Annotated in this window: 16 protein-coding genes; 14 read left to right on the plus strand and 2 right to left on the minus strand. The window is 46.5% G+C overall.

Translation table 11 applies throughout. The features are described from left to right. The first annotated feature begins 184 nt into the window (after positions 1-184). The 4 genes from EKG39_RS20745 (at position 185) to EKG39_RS20760 (ending at position 5,134) form a co-directional block, all read left to right on the plus strand. Positions 185-1,249: an FUSC family protein gene (locus EKG39_RS20745; RefSeq protein ID WP_126507910.1), complete on the plus strand. Its 1,065-nt coding sequence runs from the start codon at positions 185-187 to the stop codon at positions 1,247-1,249. A 368-nt stretch (positions 1,250-1,617) separates the two neighbouring features. Then, entirely contained in the window at positions 1,618-2,079 is a 462-nt protein-coding gene (locus EKG39_RS20750) for an Hsp20/alpha crystallin family protein (RefSeq protein WP_126507911.1), read from the plus strand. Positions 2,080-2,424: 345 nt separating this feature from the next. Then, positions 2,425-3,636, plus strand: coding sequence for an NnrS family protein (locus EKG39_RS20755; protein WP_126507912.1), 1,212 nt, complete (start codon positions 2,425-2,427; stop codon positions 3,634-3,636). A 223-nt stretch (positions 3,637-3,859) separates the two neighbouring features. After that, entirely contained in the window at positions 3,860-5,134 is a 1,275-nt protein-coding gene (locus EKG39_RS20760; protein ID WP_246028585.1) for an ammonia-forming cytochrome c nitrite reductase subunit c552, read from the plus strand. 262 nt (positions 5,135-5,396) lie between these two features. Here the strand turns inward: EKG39_RS20760 and EKG39_RS20765 are convergent, their stop codons facing one another. Beyond that, a complete protein-coding gene (locus EKG39_RS20765) occupies positions 5,397-6,566 on the minus strand; it encodes an MFS transporter (RefSeq protein ID WP_126507914.1) in 1,170 nt (389 codons plus the stop codon). A gap of 1,101 nt (positions 6,567-7,667) precedes the next feature. Between EKG39_RS20765 and EKG39_RS20770 the strand changes: the two genes are divergently transcribed. The 6 genes from EKG39_RS20770 to EKG39_RS20795 all read left to right on the plus strand — a co-directional run bounded on the left by EKG39_RS20770 (position 7,668) and on the right by EKG39_RS20795 (position 14,433). Continuing rightward, the gene (locus EKG39_RS20770; protein ID WP_126507915.1) at positions 7,668-8,426 is read left to right on the plus strand and encodes a response regulator transcription factor; all 759 of its coding nucleotides are present in this window, start codon (positions 7,668-7,670) and stop codon (positions 8,424-8,426) included. Between the two features lie 3 nt (positions 8,427-8,429). Next, on the plus strand, positions 8,430-9,104 hold the full coding sequence (locus EKG39_RS20775; RefSeq protein ID WP_126507916.1) for a response regulator transcription factor: 675 nt from the start codon (positions 8,430-8,432) through the stop codon (positions 9,102-9,104). Then, positions 9,094-10,308, plus strand: a complete 1,215-nt coding sequence (locus EKG39_RS20780) for a sensor histidine kinase (RefSeq protein WP_126507917.1) — start codon at positions 9,094-9,096, stop codon at positions 10,306-10,308. Before EKG39_RS20775 ends, EKG39_RS20780 begins: the two co-directional genes overlap by 11 nt. A gap of 459 nt (positions 10,309-10,767) precedes the next feature. Beyond that, on the plus strand, positions 10,768-11,514 hold the full coding sequence (locus EKG39_RS20785; protein ID WP_126507918.1) for an outer membrane protein OmpK: 747 nt from the start codon (positions 10,768-10,770) through the stop codon (positions 11,512-11,514). Positions 11,515-11,543: 29 nt separating this feature from the next. Next, a complete protein-coding gene (locus EKG39_RS20790; protein WP_126507919.1) occupies positions 11,544-13,298 on the plus strand; it encodes a flavocytochrome c in 1,755 nt (584 codons plus the stop codon). A 100-nt stretch (positions 13,299-13,398) separates the two neighbouring features. Next, positions 13,399-14,433 (plus strand): FAD:protein FMN transferase, encoded by a 1,035-nt coding sequence (locus EKG39_RS20795; RefSeq protein WP_126507920.1) that lies wholly within the window; start codon positions 13,399-13,401, stop codon positions 14,431-14,433. A gap of 263 nt (positions 14,434-14,696) precedes the next feature. Here the strand turns inward: EKG39_RS20795 and EKG39_RS20800 are convergent, their stop codons facing one another. Next, positions 14,697-14,960 (minus strand): hypothetical protein, encoded by a 264-nt coding sequence (locus EKG39_RS20800; RefSeq protein ID WP_246028583.1) that lies wholly within the window; start codon positions 14,958-14,960, stop codon positions 14,697-14,699. 575 nt (positions 14,961-15,535) lie between these two features. On the opposite strand from EKG39_RS20800, the gene EKG39_RS20805 reads away from it, so the two are divergent. From EKG39_RS20805 to EKG39_RS20820, 4 genes are read left to right on the plus strand one after another with little or no spacing between them, the layout of a single operon-like run. Next, positions 15,536-16,372 carry a phosphate ABC transporter substrate-binding protein gene (locus EKG39_RS20805; RefSeq protein ID WP_126507922.1) on the plus strand — a complete coding sequence of 279 codons (837 nt, stop codon included), beginning with the start codon at positions 15,536-15,538 and terminating at the stop codon, positions 16,370-16,372. Then, positions 16,359-17,237, plus strand: a complete 879-nt coding sequence (locus EKG39_RS20810) for a PstC family ABC transporter permease (protein WP_126507923.1) — start codon at positions 16,359-16,361, stop codon at positions 17,235-17,237. Before EKG39_RS20805 ends, EKG39_RS20810 begins: the two co-directional genes overlap by 14 nt. Continuing rightward, positions 17,234-18,133 (plus strand): PstA family ABC transporter permease, encoded by a 900-nt coding sequence (locus tag EKG39_RS20815; protein ID WP_126507924.1) that lies wholly within the window; start codon positions 17,234-17,236, stop codon positions 18,131-18,133. The genes EKG39_RS20810 and EKG39_RS20815 overlap by 4 nt, the downstream gene beginning before the upstream one ends. Further along, complete coding sequence (locus tag EKG39_RS20820) at positions 18,123-18,845, plus strand: phosphate ABC transporter ATP-binding protein (protein WP_126507925.1); 723 nt, start codon at positions 18,123-18,125, stop codon at positions 18,843-18,845. Before EKG39_RS20815 ends, EKG39_RS20820 begins: the two co-directional genes overlap by 11 nt. Positions 18,846-18,979: the final 134 nt, after the last annotated feature.

Consider the following 18,979-nt stretch of genomic DNA (forward strand, 5'->3'; position numbering starts at 1 on the left):
AACCGCTTTAAAGAGTTGAAGCACTAGCTGAATTGCGTTGGATTATGTGACATAGGTGCAAGTCTGTTCCGGCTATCAGGACAGAAGCTCTCAGTTTTACACTATTTCATAGTCTGGTGGTCATGCTGCTTAAAATATCTGCAATAATTACATATTGAAGTCAGTTTGTGTGGTTGCCCCTGCTATGTCAGTTTTTTCTCCTGCAACACCCTTTGCCAGTTATATCTACCGTCATTTTCGGGTTATTCATGCCTTGAAACTGGGATTGGCTCTACTTATTGCAGTCATTATCAATGCTTTCTGGGCTCAACCTCATTTCGTCTGGAGCATGGTGACCATAGTGATCATCATGATGAGCTTGCCTCAGGTTGGTGGCGCGGTCGAAAAGTCGATGCAAAGAGCGGTGGGGACATGCATCGGCTCAGCCTATGGCGTTATGCTGGTGGTCAGTTTTCAGAATTACTGGTTACTCATGGGCTTGCTGATCCTTGGTGTCAGCTTGACGTGTTTTATCTCTGCCGGGCGATACAGCTATGCCTATTTGGTGGCGGGATTTACCATGATTATCGTGATAGGCGATGCCAATCACGATACATCTGAGGCGCTATGGCGTACGGCAAATATTCTGCTCGGCTGTTTCATTGCCGTGCTGGTTTCTCTGTTTGTATTTCCGATAAAGGCCAAGCAGGACTGGCGCAGCCAGCTGGCTCAGTCGACGAACATATTAGCGGCTATATTGGATAAGCATTTTACGGCTTCGATGACAGAGCCATTCGATGCCAGGCCGGAGCTCGAGTCTGCAATGAAGGCGGTATTGACCCAGAAGAAACTCTTCTTCTCTCTGGAGTGGGAGAGTAAGACATTAAGGCAATATAAGTCAGTATTGACTCACCTGGTGAATAAGCAAGTCAGGGTGATCACTCTGATGGAGTTGCTGCTTCAGACTCGCTGGACCGATGAAGATAGTGCCTCCTATGCAAAGGTTAACCAGATTGCATCGATACTGCAGAGCAGCTTGTTAGAACTCTCAGAGTTTCTCTCCGGTCGACAAGCAGATTTCCCGGCACTGCCCGACAAGATGGCGATAGAACTTCATCAAGAGTTATTGGCATCACTGGACAGGGATGAGCAACAGGAATTTGCACTTACGGGATATAGCTGGCTTATCTATCAGTTAGCTAAAACCATTGAGTCTATCTATGCCGAAGTTGACGTTATCAGTCAGGCATATGAAAGGAAGAGGCGCTAACTCACTTCTCTGGAGTGTTCTTGGTTGCCTGCCGCTGCGTTGAAAGACTTTAAAAGAGGTTACTCCCTCATCCATCGGCCTTAAATTTTTTGCCAAAAAAGCTCCGGGTAGATCACTTTCTTATAATAGGTATTAGCCTACCGGCACATTTTCTACTGCTGGTTTTTTCTGCATCATTTTTTGTTATTTTGCTATGCCTCCGTGTAGCTGAGCTAAACTTTATCCGAGAGTTTCGAGAGCGTAAGCGATCGAATTCTTGTGGTGAATTTAAATTGTTTTAACTCAGGACGATGTTTAACTAGAAGTTGAATTTAGAAGTTGAATTGTAGATTTTGAATTGATAGTTGAACTAACAGAAGGAGGTTGTTATGAAATCATTTTTCCCATCTATTTTTCACCGGGACGATCCCAGATCGGCTATGGATAATATCTTCAATGATTTTTCCAGAGAGTGGTTATCGAGTTGGCCTAATTCGAGGCTGGACAAGCACCATGTTATTCCAGCCATTGATGTTAAAGAGTACGGCGAATACTTTGAAATAAAGGCTGAATTGCCGGATATGAATGAGAAAGATATTGAAGTCGATATCCAGGGTACCTATTTGAGTATCCGTGGCGAGAAGAAATATGAGCAGGAGAGTGATGAGAAAGGCTATCACCTGAGAGAGCGCTCATTTGGTACATTCCACCGACAGATCCCGTTGGGTTTCAATGTAGAAGTCGACCTGGTCACAGCCAAATACGCGAAAGGTGTGTTATCCATTCATGTGCCTAAGCCTGTTGAGATGCAGCATGATGTTAAAAAGGTAAAGGTGAACTTTGAAGAATAGAGCTGATTATTCATCGATGGGTCTGGCCTTATTTTAGGTTAGTGATACCACTTGGTATTAAGCCCGGCTCGATGGAAGGCTGTGAAATGAAGAGTTAGATATGGCGCCTGTGTGGCGCCTTTTTTGTATAATTTGCCTACAAAGAGGTATGTAAAATCAGCCGGATAGGTTATTTTTAATGTTCAGTTCACAGAATTTATATTCCCGTAGCTTATCAATTGTTATGGGGATAGTTCACCGATAAACTAAGGCCAAATTATAAAGTGACATTTAAAATGCTTGTTTTGTCCGTGCAGTGTCCTTTATCACCCATTTACATACGATTGAGAGCAGGAGTCTGCCAGCATGTTAAATATCGATGATCCCGCAGCGACAGAGAAGACGCCTGCAATATGGCGGTTAGGTTTTCGCCCCTTCTTTCTCGGTGGCGCCTCCATTGCTATGCTCTATATTCCCTTATGGCTGGTGACCTGGTTTCTGCCGCAATATAGCCTGTTTCAGAGTGAATTTTGGGTTAAAGTCGTGCCGTTATGGTGGCATCCCCATGAGATGCTGTTCGGCTTCGCGCTTGCTATCGTATGCGGCTTCCTGCTGACCTCGGTACAGACCTGGACCAATCAGCCCGGCATGAAGGGCTGGCCGCTGGCCGTCACCTTCGGTTGTTGGTTGTCCGCCCGCTTGTTATTGCTTTCACCTTTTGAGATCCCCTTGTGGCTGCCGGCGTTGTTTGATTCTCTGTTCCTGGGTTTCACCGCTATTAAGCTGTGGCGCTGCATCTATAAAGTTAAGCAGTGGCACAATATCGGCTTTCCTATCATGCTGGCTATTGCACTAGGAATTAACCTTCTCAGCTATTACGCACTCAGTGAGCGAAATTTTACCCTGAGCAATCATATCTGGCAGGCCATGCTATGGTGGTTGGGACTACTAATTACCATAGTTGGCGGACGTGTGATCCCCTTCTTTACCGCGATTAAGATAAAGCAGACTAAACCTACGCCTATCACACTTATCGAGCGCTCAGTCATTGTAGTGATGGCGCTGCTGGTGGTTCAGGCGATCACCAAGTTGATGCCTTCGGCACTTGAGCAGGCACTGTTAATTACCGCCGGGTCACTTCACCTCGTTCGTTGGTTACGCTGGTTTCCCCATAAGACTCTGAAAGAGCCGATGTTGTGGTCTCTGCACTCGGCCTATATCTGTTTGCCGATCACCTTGTTTGCGTTGGCCTGGAATGTAAACGACCTCAATGCCTACCGTCATCTGTTGCATCTGTTTGCCATAGGCACGCTGGCCGGGATCTGCTTATCTATGATCTCTCGCGTGTCACTCGGGCATACCAGCCGTAATATCTATGAGGGGCCTAAGATGGCGATAGCCTTTATCTGTCTGCCAATCGCGGCAATGTTCAGGGCTGTGGTACCACTGTTTTTTCCTGAACAGTCTCAGCTGTGGTTATGGTTAGCCGGGTCTTTCTGGTCGGTGGCTTTCGGAATGTTTGTCTGGAATTACGCGGCTATTCTGTGTCGCCCCAGAGTCGATGGGCGTCCGGGCTGATGCTTATTAACTGGCTTTATTACAGTCGATAATGGCTGACTTTCGATGAAAGATGTTTTATCTGTTTTACCTATTAAATGTTGGATTTAAGATGATCTCTATACAAAAAAATAAAATGAAGGCGCTGGCGTTTCTGAGTCTATGCTTCTCAGTTTTTGCTGTTAGTCTGCCAGTATCTGCAGGAGCGCAAGGGAAGAGTGTCGATGCTAAGCTCGATAACGCCATGCAGGAGAAGTTTCCCAACCAGTATAAGAGTTGGCTGGCCACATCTGAGCAGACCGAGCGACAAGATATGCTGGCGAGTTATCCCGCTGCCATTATTTTGTGGGCAGGTTCCTCTTTTGCAAAAGAGTATCATAGCCCCCGAGGCCATCACTTTGCCGTCGCCGATGTTACTCATACTTTGCGTACCGGAGTGGCGGTGGCTGAGGGGGAGAAAGGCCTGTCAGCCAGCTGTTGGACCTGTAAATCACCGGATGTTCCCCGCTTAATCGGTGAGCTCGGTGTCGAAGGCTTCTCGGCGAAAAACTTTACCGATTTAGGTACCGAAATTCAGAGTGTGGTCTACTGCACCGATTGTCATGTGAAAGGCTCTGCCAAGCTGGCATTGCCACGTCCACATGCACAAGACGCCATGACTAAGGCTCATATACCGTTCGATAAGCAGGATATCAATATGCAGGGGGCACAGGTTTGTGGTCAATGTCATGTGAGCTACTATTTTCAGCCTGAACGCAGTAACAAGGTCAATATTCCCTGGATCTTTGGCAACAATGCAGATGATATCGAGAAGTATTATGACACCAGACGTTTCTATGAGTGGATCCATCCTATCTCTAAGACGCCTATCCTCAAGGCACGTCACCCTGAGTTTGAACATTGGAGCCGAAGTGAGCATGCCAAGCAGGGCGTAACTTGCATTACCTGTCATATGCCCGCTACCAGTGATGATAAGGGGAATCAATTTACCAGCCATAAAGTCAGTAAGGCGTTAGAGCATTACTCTCAAGCTTGTCAGGGGTGCCACGGAGATAAGGCGGCATTACTGCAGACGCTGGAAACGGGTAAACATGAGATAGAAGCTAAGGCCAGAGAGGTGGAAGGACTATTGGTTAAGGCTCATTATGAGGCGCAGGCGGCCTGGGATGCAGGTGCGACCTGGCCTATCATCAATGACGCCCTTATGGCTATTCGCCATTCACAATGGCGTTGGGATTTTGCCATGGCATCCCACGGATTATATGCCCACAACCCAAGTGAGGGGCGTGAGCTGTTAGACACCGCAATCGAGCAAGCCAAATATGCACGCACAGCGCTGGCGGAGATCTTAAAAATGCTTGAGGTGAAAGAGGTTAATTACCCGGATATCAGTACCAAGGAGAGTGCTCATAAGGCGGTTGGGATATCACTCGATACCTTAACTCAGCAGAAAAAGGCGTTTCTCAAGGAGGAGGTGGATAAGCACTGGTCAGAAGTGAGTCGCCACGGTTATGAGTAAGGGGTAAGCCAGAGTTATTGTAAGCCTGAGTTACTGGCAAATAGTTATTAAAACCAGTAGTCAGTAATAAGCAACCGATAACCATTGGCCGGAGTGAAGCGGTGTCCCGTTTTTGCTCCGGCTAATTGCTTTTAAGAACGACTATCCACGGATAAATTAATCAGTAATACCCGTTAACGATGTCTATCGGGGAGTGATCCCAGAAAGCGCTTCCGAATCGAAAGCGCCCTCGTTTATCTTATAGCTCCTGCCACCAGTCCTGTCACTGCGAGAGTGGCCACTGCTCGCTGTGGGTTTTCTGCATGCTTTTTATCAACATGTAGATGCAGGTTGTGATGAGACAGCCTCCCAGATAGAAGATGATGCCATCGGGGGAATCAGACAGATTCGCCGCGAACAATGGCCCCAATACTGAACCCACACTATAGCTGAGTAACATAATTTCGGTTGCTGAGACTATTTTTGCCACCGGTAGCGCATCACAGGCCAATGTGATTGCAATCGGATATAGAGCAAAACTACAGGCACCGAGGATGAGGTAGCTGGTAGCAATAACCACAAAACTTTGCGCCTCTAACACGCCAATTACACCTAATGTACCGAACAGACAGAACAGTGCCATTAACAGGCTTTTGCTTACCCGTGTAGAGAGATGGCTGACAAGAGGCTGGACTAACATTCCGCCTAAAATGATAACCGCCATCAGCATACCCGTCTGGCCTGCACTCTGAACCTGATTGCTGATATACACAGGCATTAGGCCATATATCGGGCCCAACAATAAACCAGATACTAAACACCCCAAGATGGCCGGGCGGCTCATTCCCTTCAGTTCACAAAGCTTCATCTTTTGGTGCTGCTCGCAGCTTGGCTGACCACGCTTTATCAGTAACGGCGGCAATATCGCCAGCATCAATAGCCCGATAACGGTTAAGTATGGGGTGATACCACCGATACCTACAGGAGCTATAGCCAGCTGTCCTAAGGCGCTGCCGCCGTAGAGTGAAGTCATATATAAGCCCAGACGTTTAGCTCTCTGCTTGCTGCTATCGGCCATCAATAACCAGGATTCGATCACTACAAATACTCCGGCAACGGCAAAGCCTGCTATGAATCTTGCCATTAACCATACCCTCGCATCGGGCATTACCAACATAGCGATAATCGTCAGGCTCAGCGTGCTAAGAAAGATGACCAGTGCGATTCTGTGTCCGGTTCTCGATACCAGATTCTGGATGCTGGTTGCACCTGTCAGTATGCCCAGATAAAAAATACTGGCCAGCCAGGGCACCAGAGACTCACTGAGTCCGAATGACGGTAATGAAAGTGGGATCAGACTCATTAAAAAACCAGAAGCAACAGCAAAAAATGATAGTCCAGATACTGGAACTAAAATGCTGTTTATTGACTGTTCGATGCTTATTTTTCTCACTTTAACTCCTTTAAGGTTGCTATTTAGCTGGCTTTTGATTGATTTGGTGTTGGAGTCTGATTTTTCGGTGTCAGCCCAATTTTTCGCGAATTTAAATCTCTTTTGTTTGGAAGTAAAGAAGAATTGGTATCTGGCAGGTTAATTATTGTTTAACTTAGGCCTTTGGTCTTTAAGTGTGTGTTTAGTAGGGTTTTTGTTGTTTGTGCGTGTGTCGAGCACCCCAATATTAAATATGGTGAGCTTGGAGGTGTTCCGTTTTCACATGAGAACGCTTGCATTTCCCCTCTTGTAATTGAATGTATTTTATTTAGGTGTTATCTGCTGTTTTTGCTCTTTGATTTGCTTGTAAACGGCGGCTTCGTTGGTGATATGATTCGAGGTTTGCGAAAGCGTTGGTTTTGCTTGGGTTTGTAATGGAGGTTTGTTATGGCACTTTGATATATTTCGACTTCGCCGAATGGGTAAGGAGAGAGGCAGGATTTAATCTAAGCTCGTTAATTAAGGTGTTAAATCGAGGAGATGCAGTTTTTAGCGACAGTTAGCGGTATGGAGGTGTTGTCTGAGAGCTGAGCTATACGTTATCGCCGAAGAGGGTGACGTGGATATTATAGGACTCACCAGCTCATTGAGTCTGATGTCTCTTTGGTATTCTTATTTTTAAATACTGGTACTTTTAAATGCAGGTACTTTTAAATGCTGGAACGGCAAACGAATGGACCAAGCTTAGCCCTGTTTGCAGTTATAACATAGGGTGTTTAAGGCAATGGAGAGATGAGTATAAAGTAAGGTACGTCAAAATTGCGTCAAAACTGGAGGTGATAAATTTTAATTTTGTGTTTTTGTTGTGTAGTTAGAAGATCCCCGTTAAGAGCGTTTATCGGTTAACGCAATTTAAGTAAGGTTATGGTTACGAGTTTTACAAATTGTAACTTTTGCTTGTAGCTCTGGTTTATAGCTCTGGTTTGTAACTCTGGTTTATAGCTCTGGTTTGTAGCTCTGGTTTGTAGCTCTGGTTTATAGCTCTGGTTTATAACTCAGGTTTGTGATTCTGAATTTAAAATGACTGCAGATAATGCTGATTGAGTGTGAGATGGTGAGGAAATGGAAAAATTAACATTCTTTCCGGAGTGTGAGACTGGCGAAAGCAACGCTCTGGCCGAAAGTATTCTCAATAACATTAAGCTTCCTATTGCCGAACATGGCTTCGGTGGATTCTGGTTTCAGGGTGTTGCCAAGAGTGCCTATCAAGATTACCTGAAGAACAGTCGAAAGAGCCTGCTGACACGAAGGGTGCTGAGAAGTCGTGGAGGTGTGTTTGCTTCATCACCTAAGGTTGAGCAGTTACATGAGCAATACGTGACACGCGTCGCGCCTACAGATATTAACTTTGGCGAAGCCTTGCGGCTGGAGTCCCCCTATTGCTATGTTCTGTGCGAAAATGGGCAGCCGAATAAAGCGAGAAAACTCTTTAATCGTTATGGGGTCAATACCGTTCTGAGTTGGCCGTTGAAACATTTTGCATCGGACGCCTGGAGCGGGCGTTTCACCTTGCTGTCCAAGCACTCTTTCGATGAGTTAGACCTGACCGGTTTAGAGCCCACACTCAAGCACGCTCAGATGAGTCTGTTTGAGCATTTTCATAATGAAATAAATCCTTATCGGCAAAATAATCTATTTAACCAGACGGCAATCAAGGCGTTAAAAATGGCGGCTACAGGACTCCATAATCATGAGATCTCACAGGAACTGCATATTACGGTTCGTGGTGTGGAGTACCATCTCGAATCCATGAGAAATAAGTTGTCGGCCAGTAACAGGGCTAATTTGGTTCACATTGCACATCAACTGGAAATTATATAGCGCATGTTAGTTCTCCTCGTCGAAGATAATCGTCTGCTGGCCAAGAATATAATTCATTATCTGGAGCTAAATGAGATCGAGTGTGATTATGCCGAGACACTCGCTCAGGCCGAACAGGTCATATTCAGTCGTACTTTCGATGCGATAATACTCGATCTGAACCTGCCCGATGGCGACGGTATTAGTGCGTGTAAAAAATGGAAAGAGCAGTGCATTCTCGCACCTATCATCATGCTCACGGCGCGGAGTAACCTGCAGGATAGACTGTCAGGTTTTGAGGTTGGGGCCGATGATTATCTGGTGAAGCCTTTTGCAATGGCTGAGTTGGTGGCGCGCCTTAGAGTGGTCTCGCAGCGGCGACCTTCCCCCAAGTTACTCTCAATCGGAGAGCTGGACTTAGACTTTGCCGGGCATCATGCACACAGGCTAGGTCAGCAGTTAGCACTATCTCGCACCGGATGGCAGATCCTTTCTCTGCTGGCCCGCAGGAGCCCTGAAACGGTCGAACGGGAGGAGATCGAGCGACTACTTTGGCCCGATAGTTTACCCGACAGCGATAGCCTGCGAAGTCATATTCATCTGCTTAGGAAAATTGTCGATAAGCCATTCGAGCAGAAACTTATCCATACGATTCGGGGAATAGGCCTATGTTTAAAGGTAGACACAGATGAAGCCTAAGCTCAGTTTAAAGCGTGTCTATCAGGTCTATGGCCTATGTTTCCTGGCGATAACCCTGATTATCAATAGTTTCATCCCGTTGTGCATGATGTGTACCGGCATGTTCAGCATGCATGACATTACCATGAGCAATGCGGCTCAAGCGGCAGCGCTCTATACCAGCCCGAGAAACAATGTCTTTCAGACGGACAATATCACGGTATTCCCCAGTTGGGAGTCGGTGCCGGATAGGGTGAAGGCAATCAATGGTGGTGTAGCTCCAGATAAGCCACAAAATGTGAAGCATCAACATACCGATGGGCAGTTTATCGATGCCTTGATGTTACATCAGGGGCAAGATGGTCAAGAGAGCTATGTGTGGCTGCATTACAACGCCACTCACGATCTTGAGTTTGCGCCGAAAAATATGGCGGCCATCTGCCTGTTAGTCATCATGACGTTTACCGTGAACGCCATTCTGGCCTGGTACCTACAGAGCCGGGTGATTTCGCCGGTGCATGAGATTAGCAGGGCGATAAAACAACACGACTGGCAGAAGATGCAGCAGCTTCGCTTCCCTAAACAGTGCTATGCCGAGTTGCAGTCGATCGTTGATGCATTGGACAGCTCCATTAAACAGCTCAAGGAGGCGCAGCAGCGCGAGCTATCTTTCCTGCGGTTTGCCAGCCATGAGCTCAGAACGCCGATCGCCATATGTCAGTCGTCATTCGATATTCTGACCCTGGAGCAAGGGCACCTGACAGGGCCTACCCTACATGCCAGTCAGGCAACGACTCAGATGAAGTCGATCACCGAAACCTTATTGTGGCTAATGAGTTCAGATTGCAGTCCGATGGATAGCTGTAATGTAAAGCTGTCAAACCTGCTTAATCGCGTCGTCTATGATCAGAAATATGCTCAGGGAAGTGAGGTACCGGTAGAGTTGAAGTGCGATGAGACAGAGCTGTTCGTGCTCAAGGAGCCCCTGACCATTGTGTTGAATAACTTGGTGCGTAACAGCTTAGAACATGGTGCCAAAGGCATTGCCATTGAGCAGGAAGGTAATCGAATCGATATCGTCAACCCGCTGTCTCAGCATAACTCCAGCGGATTCGGGCTGGGCTTGATGTTGGTTGAAAGGCTGGCAAAGCAGCTCAATTGGCACTACTCAACCAGCAACGATCATAACTCCTTCAGGGCTACGCTCATCATACGCCCTTCATAAAGACTCATGAGTCCCTGGTTATGACAATGCGCTCATAGTCGGGGGAGCTCTTTACGCTGGGTGAAACACTTTACTCATTCTAGTGTTTAACTGTATTTTCTAATTACAGACTTTAGAAACTTCACTAGCTAATATTGTTCAATTAATATTAATTTCTGAACTAATTGAATCTGAATTAACAACTGTCTGGGAATGATTTTGTTATTTGTTTATATAACCTACGTGTTGCCTATTGTTTTTGACGTTATTTTCACAAAAGTATTTGAGTACTTATTTTATTTTGACGTAATTTTCACATAGATAGTGAAGTTGTTTTTTATGTTGTTTGACTTTATGCCTGTTTTACTTCTCTAACCCACACACTTTATATGAGTTGGAATTATTAATGGAGCTGGCTCACAAAGAATATTAATTATTTCTTTATCCTATTCAGGAATCTTGAAATTAAGGAATATTTTAATGAAAAAGCAACTTGTCACAGCATTGGCAGCCTTGGTTATGGCACCTGCAATGTCCGCAACCTCGGTCGACTTGGGATACAAGGCACACACCTCAGATACTAAGTCGGATAACGGTGGGGCATATGACCAACCTTTTCTTAAATTGACACATTTCAATAAAGCCGACTGGGGTACGCTACTGGCGTATGTGAAGCTTGAAAATCCGGGTGAAGTGAAAGACGCTCAGCACGGTAAAGATGGCAAGCTGACCGTTAAGTCACTGCTAATCGTCGATAAGCAGATTGCAGATACAAGTTACAACTTTTGGGGACAGAACTTCCTGGTCTCTAACCGTACAGTGATGGAAGACAATTTCTATCTGGGTGTTACGACCAACCGTAAGTATGGCGATCTCTTCATCAATGCCGGTGTTGGCCTGAACTACTCTGCAGCCCATTTCGATCCTACCGGAGCGAACTTCGACGGCATCAGTGGCTATGCCGCGGTGATCAACGCTCGTTATCCTTTCTCGGCTATGGGGCTTAAACACTCCCTGTCTGTCAACTATGAAGGGCAGATCGACCGTGATGAAGAGCATATGAGTACCTTAGGCTACGACAGCTACGGACACCAGATCATCACCACGCTAAAGACAAGCATGACCGATTCTCTCTATACCAAGTTGCATATGACCCATTTCGACAGCTGGGGTTCGGCACCTAACGATGGCATCGAGTATGGCGTCGCAGTTGGCTTTACCTTCTAGTACCAGACTGAATTAACAGGAATAATAAAGTGATTAAAAAAACAATTATCGCCAGTGCAATTGTGGCACTGGTTATGGGCTGCTCTGTAAAAGAGGCTGACCAGCTAACGAAGAGTGAAGGCTCTGCATTCGGTAAACATGGAGAGATCCAAGTTCAGACTGAGACTAAAAATGGCCAGCTGGTCGATATCAGTGTCCTGAAGCAGAATGAAAATAAGGTGTTGGCGGCGTCGGTATTTACTGAAATGAAAGATGCGATGATTGCCAATAACAGTACCCAAGTCGACGGTATCAGTGGTGCGACGATCACCAGTGGTGCGTTTAAAGAAGCTGTCGAGACCTCTCTTGCCGCTGCGGGCGTCACCTTAGTGGCCGGTATGGCCAAGAACAATGAACAATCAAAAGAGCTGCTTGCCAGTGAGCAGAATTTTGATGTGGTGGTTATTGGTTCAGGCGGTGCAGGCTTCAGCGCCGCTATTACGGCTAAAAATGCCGGGGCTAATGTGGTGATCATCGAGAAGATGCCAACTGTCGGTGGTAATAGCTTGATCACCGGTGGGCAGATGAACGTGCCGGGTAACTGGGTGCAGAAGAAGATGGGCATCGAAGATGACATCGAGCTGTTTGTTAAAGATACTCTTAAGGGCGGCGACTATCTGGGGGATCCTGAGATGGTGCAGCTCCTGGCCGAGCAGGCACTTCCTGCCGCAGAGTGGCTAAGGGATTACATCAAGGTCGATTTCTACAAAGATCAGCTATTCCAATTTGGTGGTCACAGCGTTAAGCGTGCCCTGATCCCCCGTAATCATACGGGCGCCGAATGGATCAGTAAGTTTATGGCAAAAACCGATGAACTGCAGATACCTATCCATACCCGCACGACAGCAACGGCGCTGATTAAAGATCAGAATGGACGAGTGATTGGTGTCGAAGCCGAGAAGAATGGCCAGAAGATCATCTATAACGCCGAGCGCGGTGTGATCATGGCAACCGGCGGTTTCGGTGCTAACGTGGCGATGCGTACCAAGTATGTCCCTGAGTTGGATAACCGTTACGGTACGACCAACGCACGCGGTATCATGGGCGACGGTATCGTGATGGCTGAGAAGCTGAATGCAAAGACTCATAACATGGAGTCAATTCAGACATACCCTATCTGTCATATCGATACCGGTGTGATCTCTTTGATTGCCGATTCTCGCTTCTTCGGGGCAATTGTAGTCAACAAGGAAGGTCACCGTTTCGTCGAAGAGTTGGAACGTCGTGATGTCATCAGCCGTGCAATCCTGGCTCAGACCGAGCAACAGGCCTATGTTCTTTGGGGTGGTGAGATTGAAGATATTGCCGGTGTTGTCTCGGTTCATAAAGATGAGTTCGGCGAGCTTAACCGTAAAGGCATGATGTATAAGGCTGATTCAATCGAAGAGCTGGCTAGTAAGTTTGGTATCGACGAGAAGGCACTGATGGCTCAGGTTGGCCGTGTAAATCAGTTTGCTAAAGCGGGTGATGATAAAGAGTTTAATCATCGTGGCGGACTGAAGACTATCATGAAGCCTCCTTTCTATATGTTGGTGGCTAAGCCTTCTGTTCACCACACTATGGGGGGCTTAATGACAGATACCCATACCCGTGTGCTCGATACCCAAGGTAAGGTGATTGCTGGTCTGTTTGCGGCCGGTGAAGTTACCGGTATGACCCATGGATCTAACCGTCTTGGTGGTAATGCCATTACAGATATTACCGTGTTCGGTCGTATCGCTGGTAAAGAAGCAGCTGCGCAATAATCGATAGTATCTGCATAACGATAATATGCCGTTCACTGAGGTGAACGGCATTTTTTTTACCACGATAAGACCCGTTTTTGAACTTGAATATGAGGCCAGTATGAGACTCTTAGTGATGAGATGGTTGAGTGTGAGTGGGTTAATATCCCTTTTGTTAGCGTCTCAGGCATGGGCGCATATCAATATCGAGCAGATCACCGGTAATACTATGGGGACCACCTACACGATACAGCTGCGCCTGCCAGGCAGTTTGGTGACAAAACAACAGGTAAAGGCGTTAGTGGAGCTGGAGCTGGAGAGGGTGAACCGTGCGCTGTCGGTTTACCGTGCAGATTCTGAAATATCTGAATTTAATCTGAACGATACCGGAAAACCTATCCCGGTATCTGAGAGGCTTTGGGATGTGCTACAGATATCCCGGAACGTATCGGCGAAAACCTATGGTGCGCTCGATGTGACCTTAGGTCCCGTGATCGAGTTCTGGGGTTTTGGTGCTAAGCCCAGAGAGCTGCAACATAAAGACCGTGGTCAGCTGGAACTGGCTCGCTCTAAAACGGGCATGGACGGCTTTACCCTGGACTCGCAAGCCGTGACTAAAGTGATAAGAGGGCTGGAGATCAACCCCTCGGCGGTGGCGAAAGGTTACGGCGTCGATCGAGTTGCCAAAGTGCTAGATGGCGCAGGTGTGGTTAATTATCTGGTAGAGGTAGGCGGAGAGGTGCGAACACGTGGGGTTGGTGTCAGAGGAAGAGATTGGAAAGTTGCCGTGACCCGACCGCAGAAATTCAGCCTGGAGATACAGGAGCTTATCAAGCTTAAAGATATGTCGATGGCGACTTCGGGGAGCTATGTGAATTATATCCAGAGCGATGACAGACAACTGAGTCATATCATAGATCCGACAACCGGGATGCCGACAGTGGGTAGCTTAGTATCGGCGACCGTGCTTCATCGCCGGTGCGCCATAGCCGATGGGTTTGCGACCGCCATGATGATTTTGAGTGTGGAGAGGTCGATACAGTTAGCCAATGAACTCGGATTAGCGGCCATGTTGATCGAACAGACAGACATGGGACTGAAGACCTATTTCAGTGACGCAATATATCCTTTCCTGGTTAAACAAGACGAGTTTTAGCATGGTACTTAATGCAAAATTTCAGCATCTTAATCATCATGTTTTGTTGGAGGAGGGTGAGGTTCAATGGAGTTTGAGAAAACACTGCGCACAATTGTCGCTCTAAGCGCCTTGGTGCTGCTGGTATCCAGTCTGAGTCTGGCTGTGCTTACGATATAAACGATACAAATATCTAATTAAAGTAGGGTTAAGTAAATCAAGAGAACAGAGCCTTAGTGAAAGGCTCATAAATGCCGGGGCGGTATCTAGCAATATTCTTGTGTCTACCTTTTGCGCCAATGACGCAGTTTGGACATCTTTGTGCGTAGATCTCTGTCGGTGATACTCTCTAATTCATCCCAACCACGTCTGGCGATCGCTTCCAGCTGTAACTTGGCGCCTAAGTGGATATCACTTATTCCAACTTGTATCTCTGCCTGATCGGTGGAAAGTCTGTTATTTGTTGCTGACGATATTTGATAAATATCTCTCGCCTCTTTACCTTTTTCTTGTAGATTCCTGATAATTTTATCTTCACCTAGTGGCATGAACATCGACTCCATTGATGATAAATATATTTTATTAACTCTCTGTTGAGGCACTTTATTTAATTCGTAATATTAAGGCTGAATTTATATCGGGTAGTTTATCTTCATAGTGATACTCACAATGCGATGGTTTCGATAATTATTAAGCCTGTTATGTAGCATTAATTATATAGAAGATATGTGTTGTTAGGTATTTATTAGTGGTTAGTATTTCTAATAAGGTTATTAAGGTAAGCTTATAATGGGATGTTTATTATCCTATTTAGTAATAATTATTTCTGGACAAGATGTCTTGTAGACGAAATTTTAGCTCAACCTTGAAGGTATGCCTTGGAGGTGAGGATGTTCAATCCTAGGTTCAGATAACCCTGTTTAACATTCTATTATCAATTTGTTATTCATTCACGGGGCAATTTGTCACTGATAGTAGATTAAGCCTGAAAAGTTACCGACACAGGTGGCAAAAAACAGATAAATCGCTTGCTCCTAAGTCGTTAATAGCAATAATTGCCCAGCTTACCAAATGATCTTCTGTTACTGCTAATTCAGCATTTATGTTACTGCCCGGAATTATTATGATGTTTAAAACCTGCTCTGTCCGCTTAATGACAATTGTTACCTTACTTATATCGAGTCCACTTATTGCCGATGAACTTTCTCCCTTCGATGAGATGAGTGGTCAGTTGAATATTGCCGGTGGCACCGCGCATATTCCGGTGATGAAGAGGGCTGCGAGACAGATCATGGGGCATAACCCGGATATTCGTATCACCATCGCTGGTGGGGGATCGGGCGTCGGTGTACAGCAGGTGGCTAAAGGGTTGGTTGATATAGGTAATACCGGCCGAGCCTTAAAAAACAAGGAGATGAATTTAGGACTGAATTCGTTTGCTTTCGCTATCGATGGTGTTGCCGTGATCATTCATCCGGATAACCCAGTCAATGATCTAAGTCAGCAACAGATTATTGAGATTTATCAGGGACAAATTACTAATTGGCGTGAGCTTGGTGGTCAAGACCGACAGATACACCTCTTTAGTCGCGATGAAGCGAGTGGTACCCGCTCTGTGTTCAGTAAGAAGTTGTTAAAAGGCGCACAACTAGCGGCAAACGCAAACATAGTGCCATCCAACGGTGCGATGAAAACCGCTGTGTCACAGGATAGCGGTGCTATCGGTTACAGTAGCGTCGGCTACATTGATGAGATGGTAAAAGCACCAACTTATAACCATATCATGCCGACCCAAGAGGCTTGCGCTTCAGGGGAGTATCCTGTGGTGCGCCGTTTATATATGAATACCAAGGGCGCACCCGAGGAGCTGACTCAGGCGTTCATCGATTACATCTATAGTAAGCAAGGTGCAAAGCATATCCAGGCATCTGGTTATATTGCTCTCGATGCAAAACCATAAGCTTACGCTAAAGCAAAACAGCTGGATGCAAGGCTTGCTGATGACCTTAGTGGTCACCAGCGGCCTGTTGCTGTTTGCTCTGTTTTGCTTTTTGATTTGGTTTTCTCTACCGGTTTTCTTTACTGAAACGACTTCAGTTTTCAGTCTAAAATGGCAGCCGGAGCAGGGGCATTTTGGCATCCTGGCCATGGTCTTCGGTACCCTGTTACTGGCTTTTATCTCTACATCTGTGGCCTTTATTATCGCCATGGGGCTCAATAGCTTCTGCCTTTTATCGCGTCGACGTTGGCTGGTTACTCTGTTGCGAACTCTGCTTAGATTTATGGCCGCAATACCAACCGTAGTCTATGGTCTGGCGGCTCTTTTTCTTCTTCTACCCCTTCTGCGAAATGGCCTTCAGCTGGGTTCTGGTTACAGTTTATTTGCCGCTGTCTGCATGTTGATATTGCTCATTTTACCCGTTATCTGTGTCATGCTGGATAACATTACTGCGCCGTTATGGCAGCAATATGCGCTGGGTGCTCAGGCATTGGGTTTTAGCCCTGAGCAAATCTATATGCAGGTTATTCTGCCCCATTGCAGGGTCAATATAGGTGGCGCTGTGTTACTCGGATTTAACCGTGCAATAGGGGATACCATGCTTCCCTTGATGTTGGCAGGTAATGCGACGCAATTGCCTTCCGGAGTCTTCGATGCCATTCGTAGTCTGACTGCACATATCGCCTTAGTGATCGCGACCGATCAAGGCAGTGAAGCCTATAACTCCTTGTTTGCTGCTGGAATGCTGCTGTTAATGTGTAGCGCATGCATCTGCTTGTTATCTCGTTATCTGATGGGACTGCAACGCCTGGGGCAGCCAGAATGAGTCGTTTAATAGGCTATTGGGGCAGGCTCTGTGCACTTTTTATTATCGGTATTATGCTGACTTTAATTGGTTTCATCTTGTTTAAGGGCTTGCCGACATTAGAGCTGTCACTTTTTTTCGGTGATACGGCGCCACTGGCCGCCATGATGGGATTGCAGCCTGTATGGGAAGGCATATGGCCTGCCTGTGTCGGCACTCTCACCGTTGTCTTATGTTCGGTTTCTTTGGCTTCGGTGCCGGGAGTTGCAAGTGGTATTTGGCTTGCGAGTGCGCCGGACAAGCCCGCTCAGAAAGTGTTTGGTTTGGCGGTTGATATTCTGGCCGGGATCCCGTCTATTCTTATGGGATTATTTGGTTTCAGCCTGATTTTACTTCTGCGGGGGAGTTTCTTTCCTCAGGCAAATGCAAGCCTTCTGCTTGCGTCGTTCTGTTTAGCCCTGCTTATTCTTCCCTATATTGCCTGCGCGACGCAAAACGCCTTGAGCAGCTTGCCAAAACAGCTGTCAGTTACCGGGGCAGCCTTAGGCATGACACAATGGCAAGTGACTTATCGTCTGCTACTTCCGCAAGCCAGCTCAGGAATAATGAGTGGGCTCATGCTGGCGATAGGCAGAGCTGCAGAAGATACAGCCGTCATCATGTTAACGGGGGCCGTTGCAAATGCAGGCTTACCCGGTGGATTACTGCAGCGATTCGAAGCATTGCCATTCACTATTTTTTATTACAGTGCCCAGTATCAGTCACAACAAGAGCTGAATATGGCATTCGGCGCGGCGTTAGTCCTGCTTACTGTCACTAGTATCATCTTTACTCTGCTCGCTGCCGTGAGCAGGCGCCGCAACCGCAATATATTCGGATCGGCAAATAGCCGGAAAAGGAACATATATGTCAGATAAGGTCCGGGATTTTGAAGATGTCGTCGGTTATCTTGAGGACGTTTCTATCCGCTTCAGTGATAAAACGATACTCAGGGATGTGAACTTACAGCTACTCAAGGGCCAGCTGCACATGCTGACCGGCCCATCGGGTTGTGGAAAAACAACCCTGTTACGGGCATTAAACCGGCTCAACGATTGCTTCGACAGGCATGAGATGAGTGGCAGTATTAGTTTGAAATTGTCCGAAGGTGAGGTCGATGTCCATCTACTTGCCCATAAGCATCTGCCTCTGCTGCGCCGAAAAGTCGGTATGGTATTTCAAATTCCCAACCTCTTACCCGGTAGCATCATCGATAACCTGCTATTGCCACTTAAGGTTGTTGCTGGGTTAGATTTGGCCCATGCCACGGCGCGCTGTGAGAATGTGCTGGTACGGGTGAAATTATGGAATGAGGTTAAAGATAGGCTTAATAATGATGCTTCCTCACTGTCCGGTGGTCAGCAGCAACGACTATGCCTGGCCAGAACCTTAGCGCTTGAACCTGAAATACTACTGTTAGATGAACCTACGGCTTCTTTAGACCCTGAAAATACTAAGGTGATTGAGGAGTTATTGGAATCGCTGAAACAGCAATATACCATGGTGATGGTGTCACATTCCCCCGCCCAGACTGTTCGGTTGGCGGATAAGGTATTCAGGCTGGATGGGCAGCAAGTTATCGGCGCTTAGTTTTATCAGCCAAGTTGGGGCGTTGATTATTAAATTGACGATTAACACCTGATCAAATATCGCAAAATGACCGGGATTTCAGAAGTAAAAATGAGTTTGTAATTGATGGATTACAATAGGAAATGTGTCTTTCA

Origin of the sequence: Shewanella atlantica (assembly GCF_003966265.1) — a bacterium.
Classification (GTDB): Bacteria; Pseudomonadota; Gammaproteobacteria; order Enterobacterales; family Shewanellaceae; genus Shewanella; species Shewanella atlantica.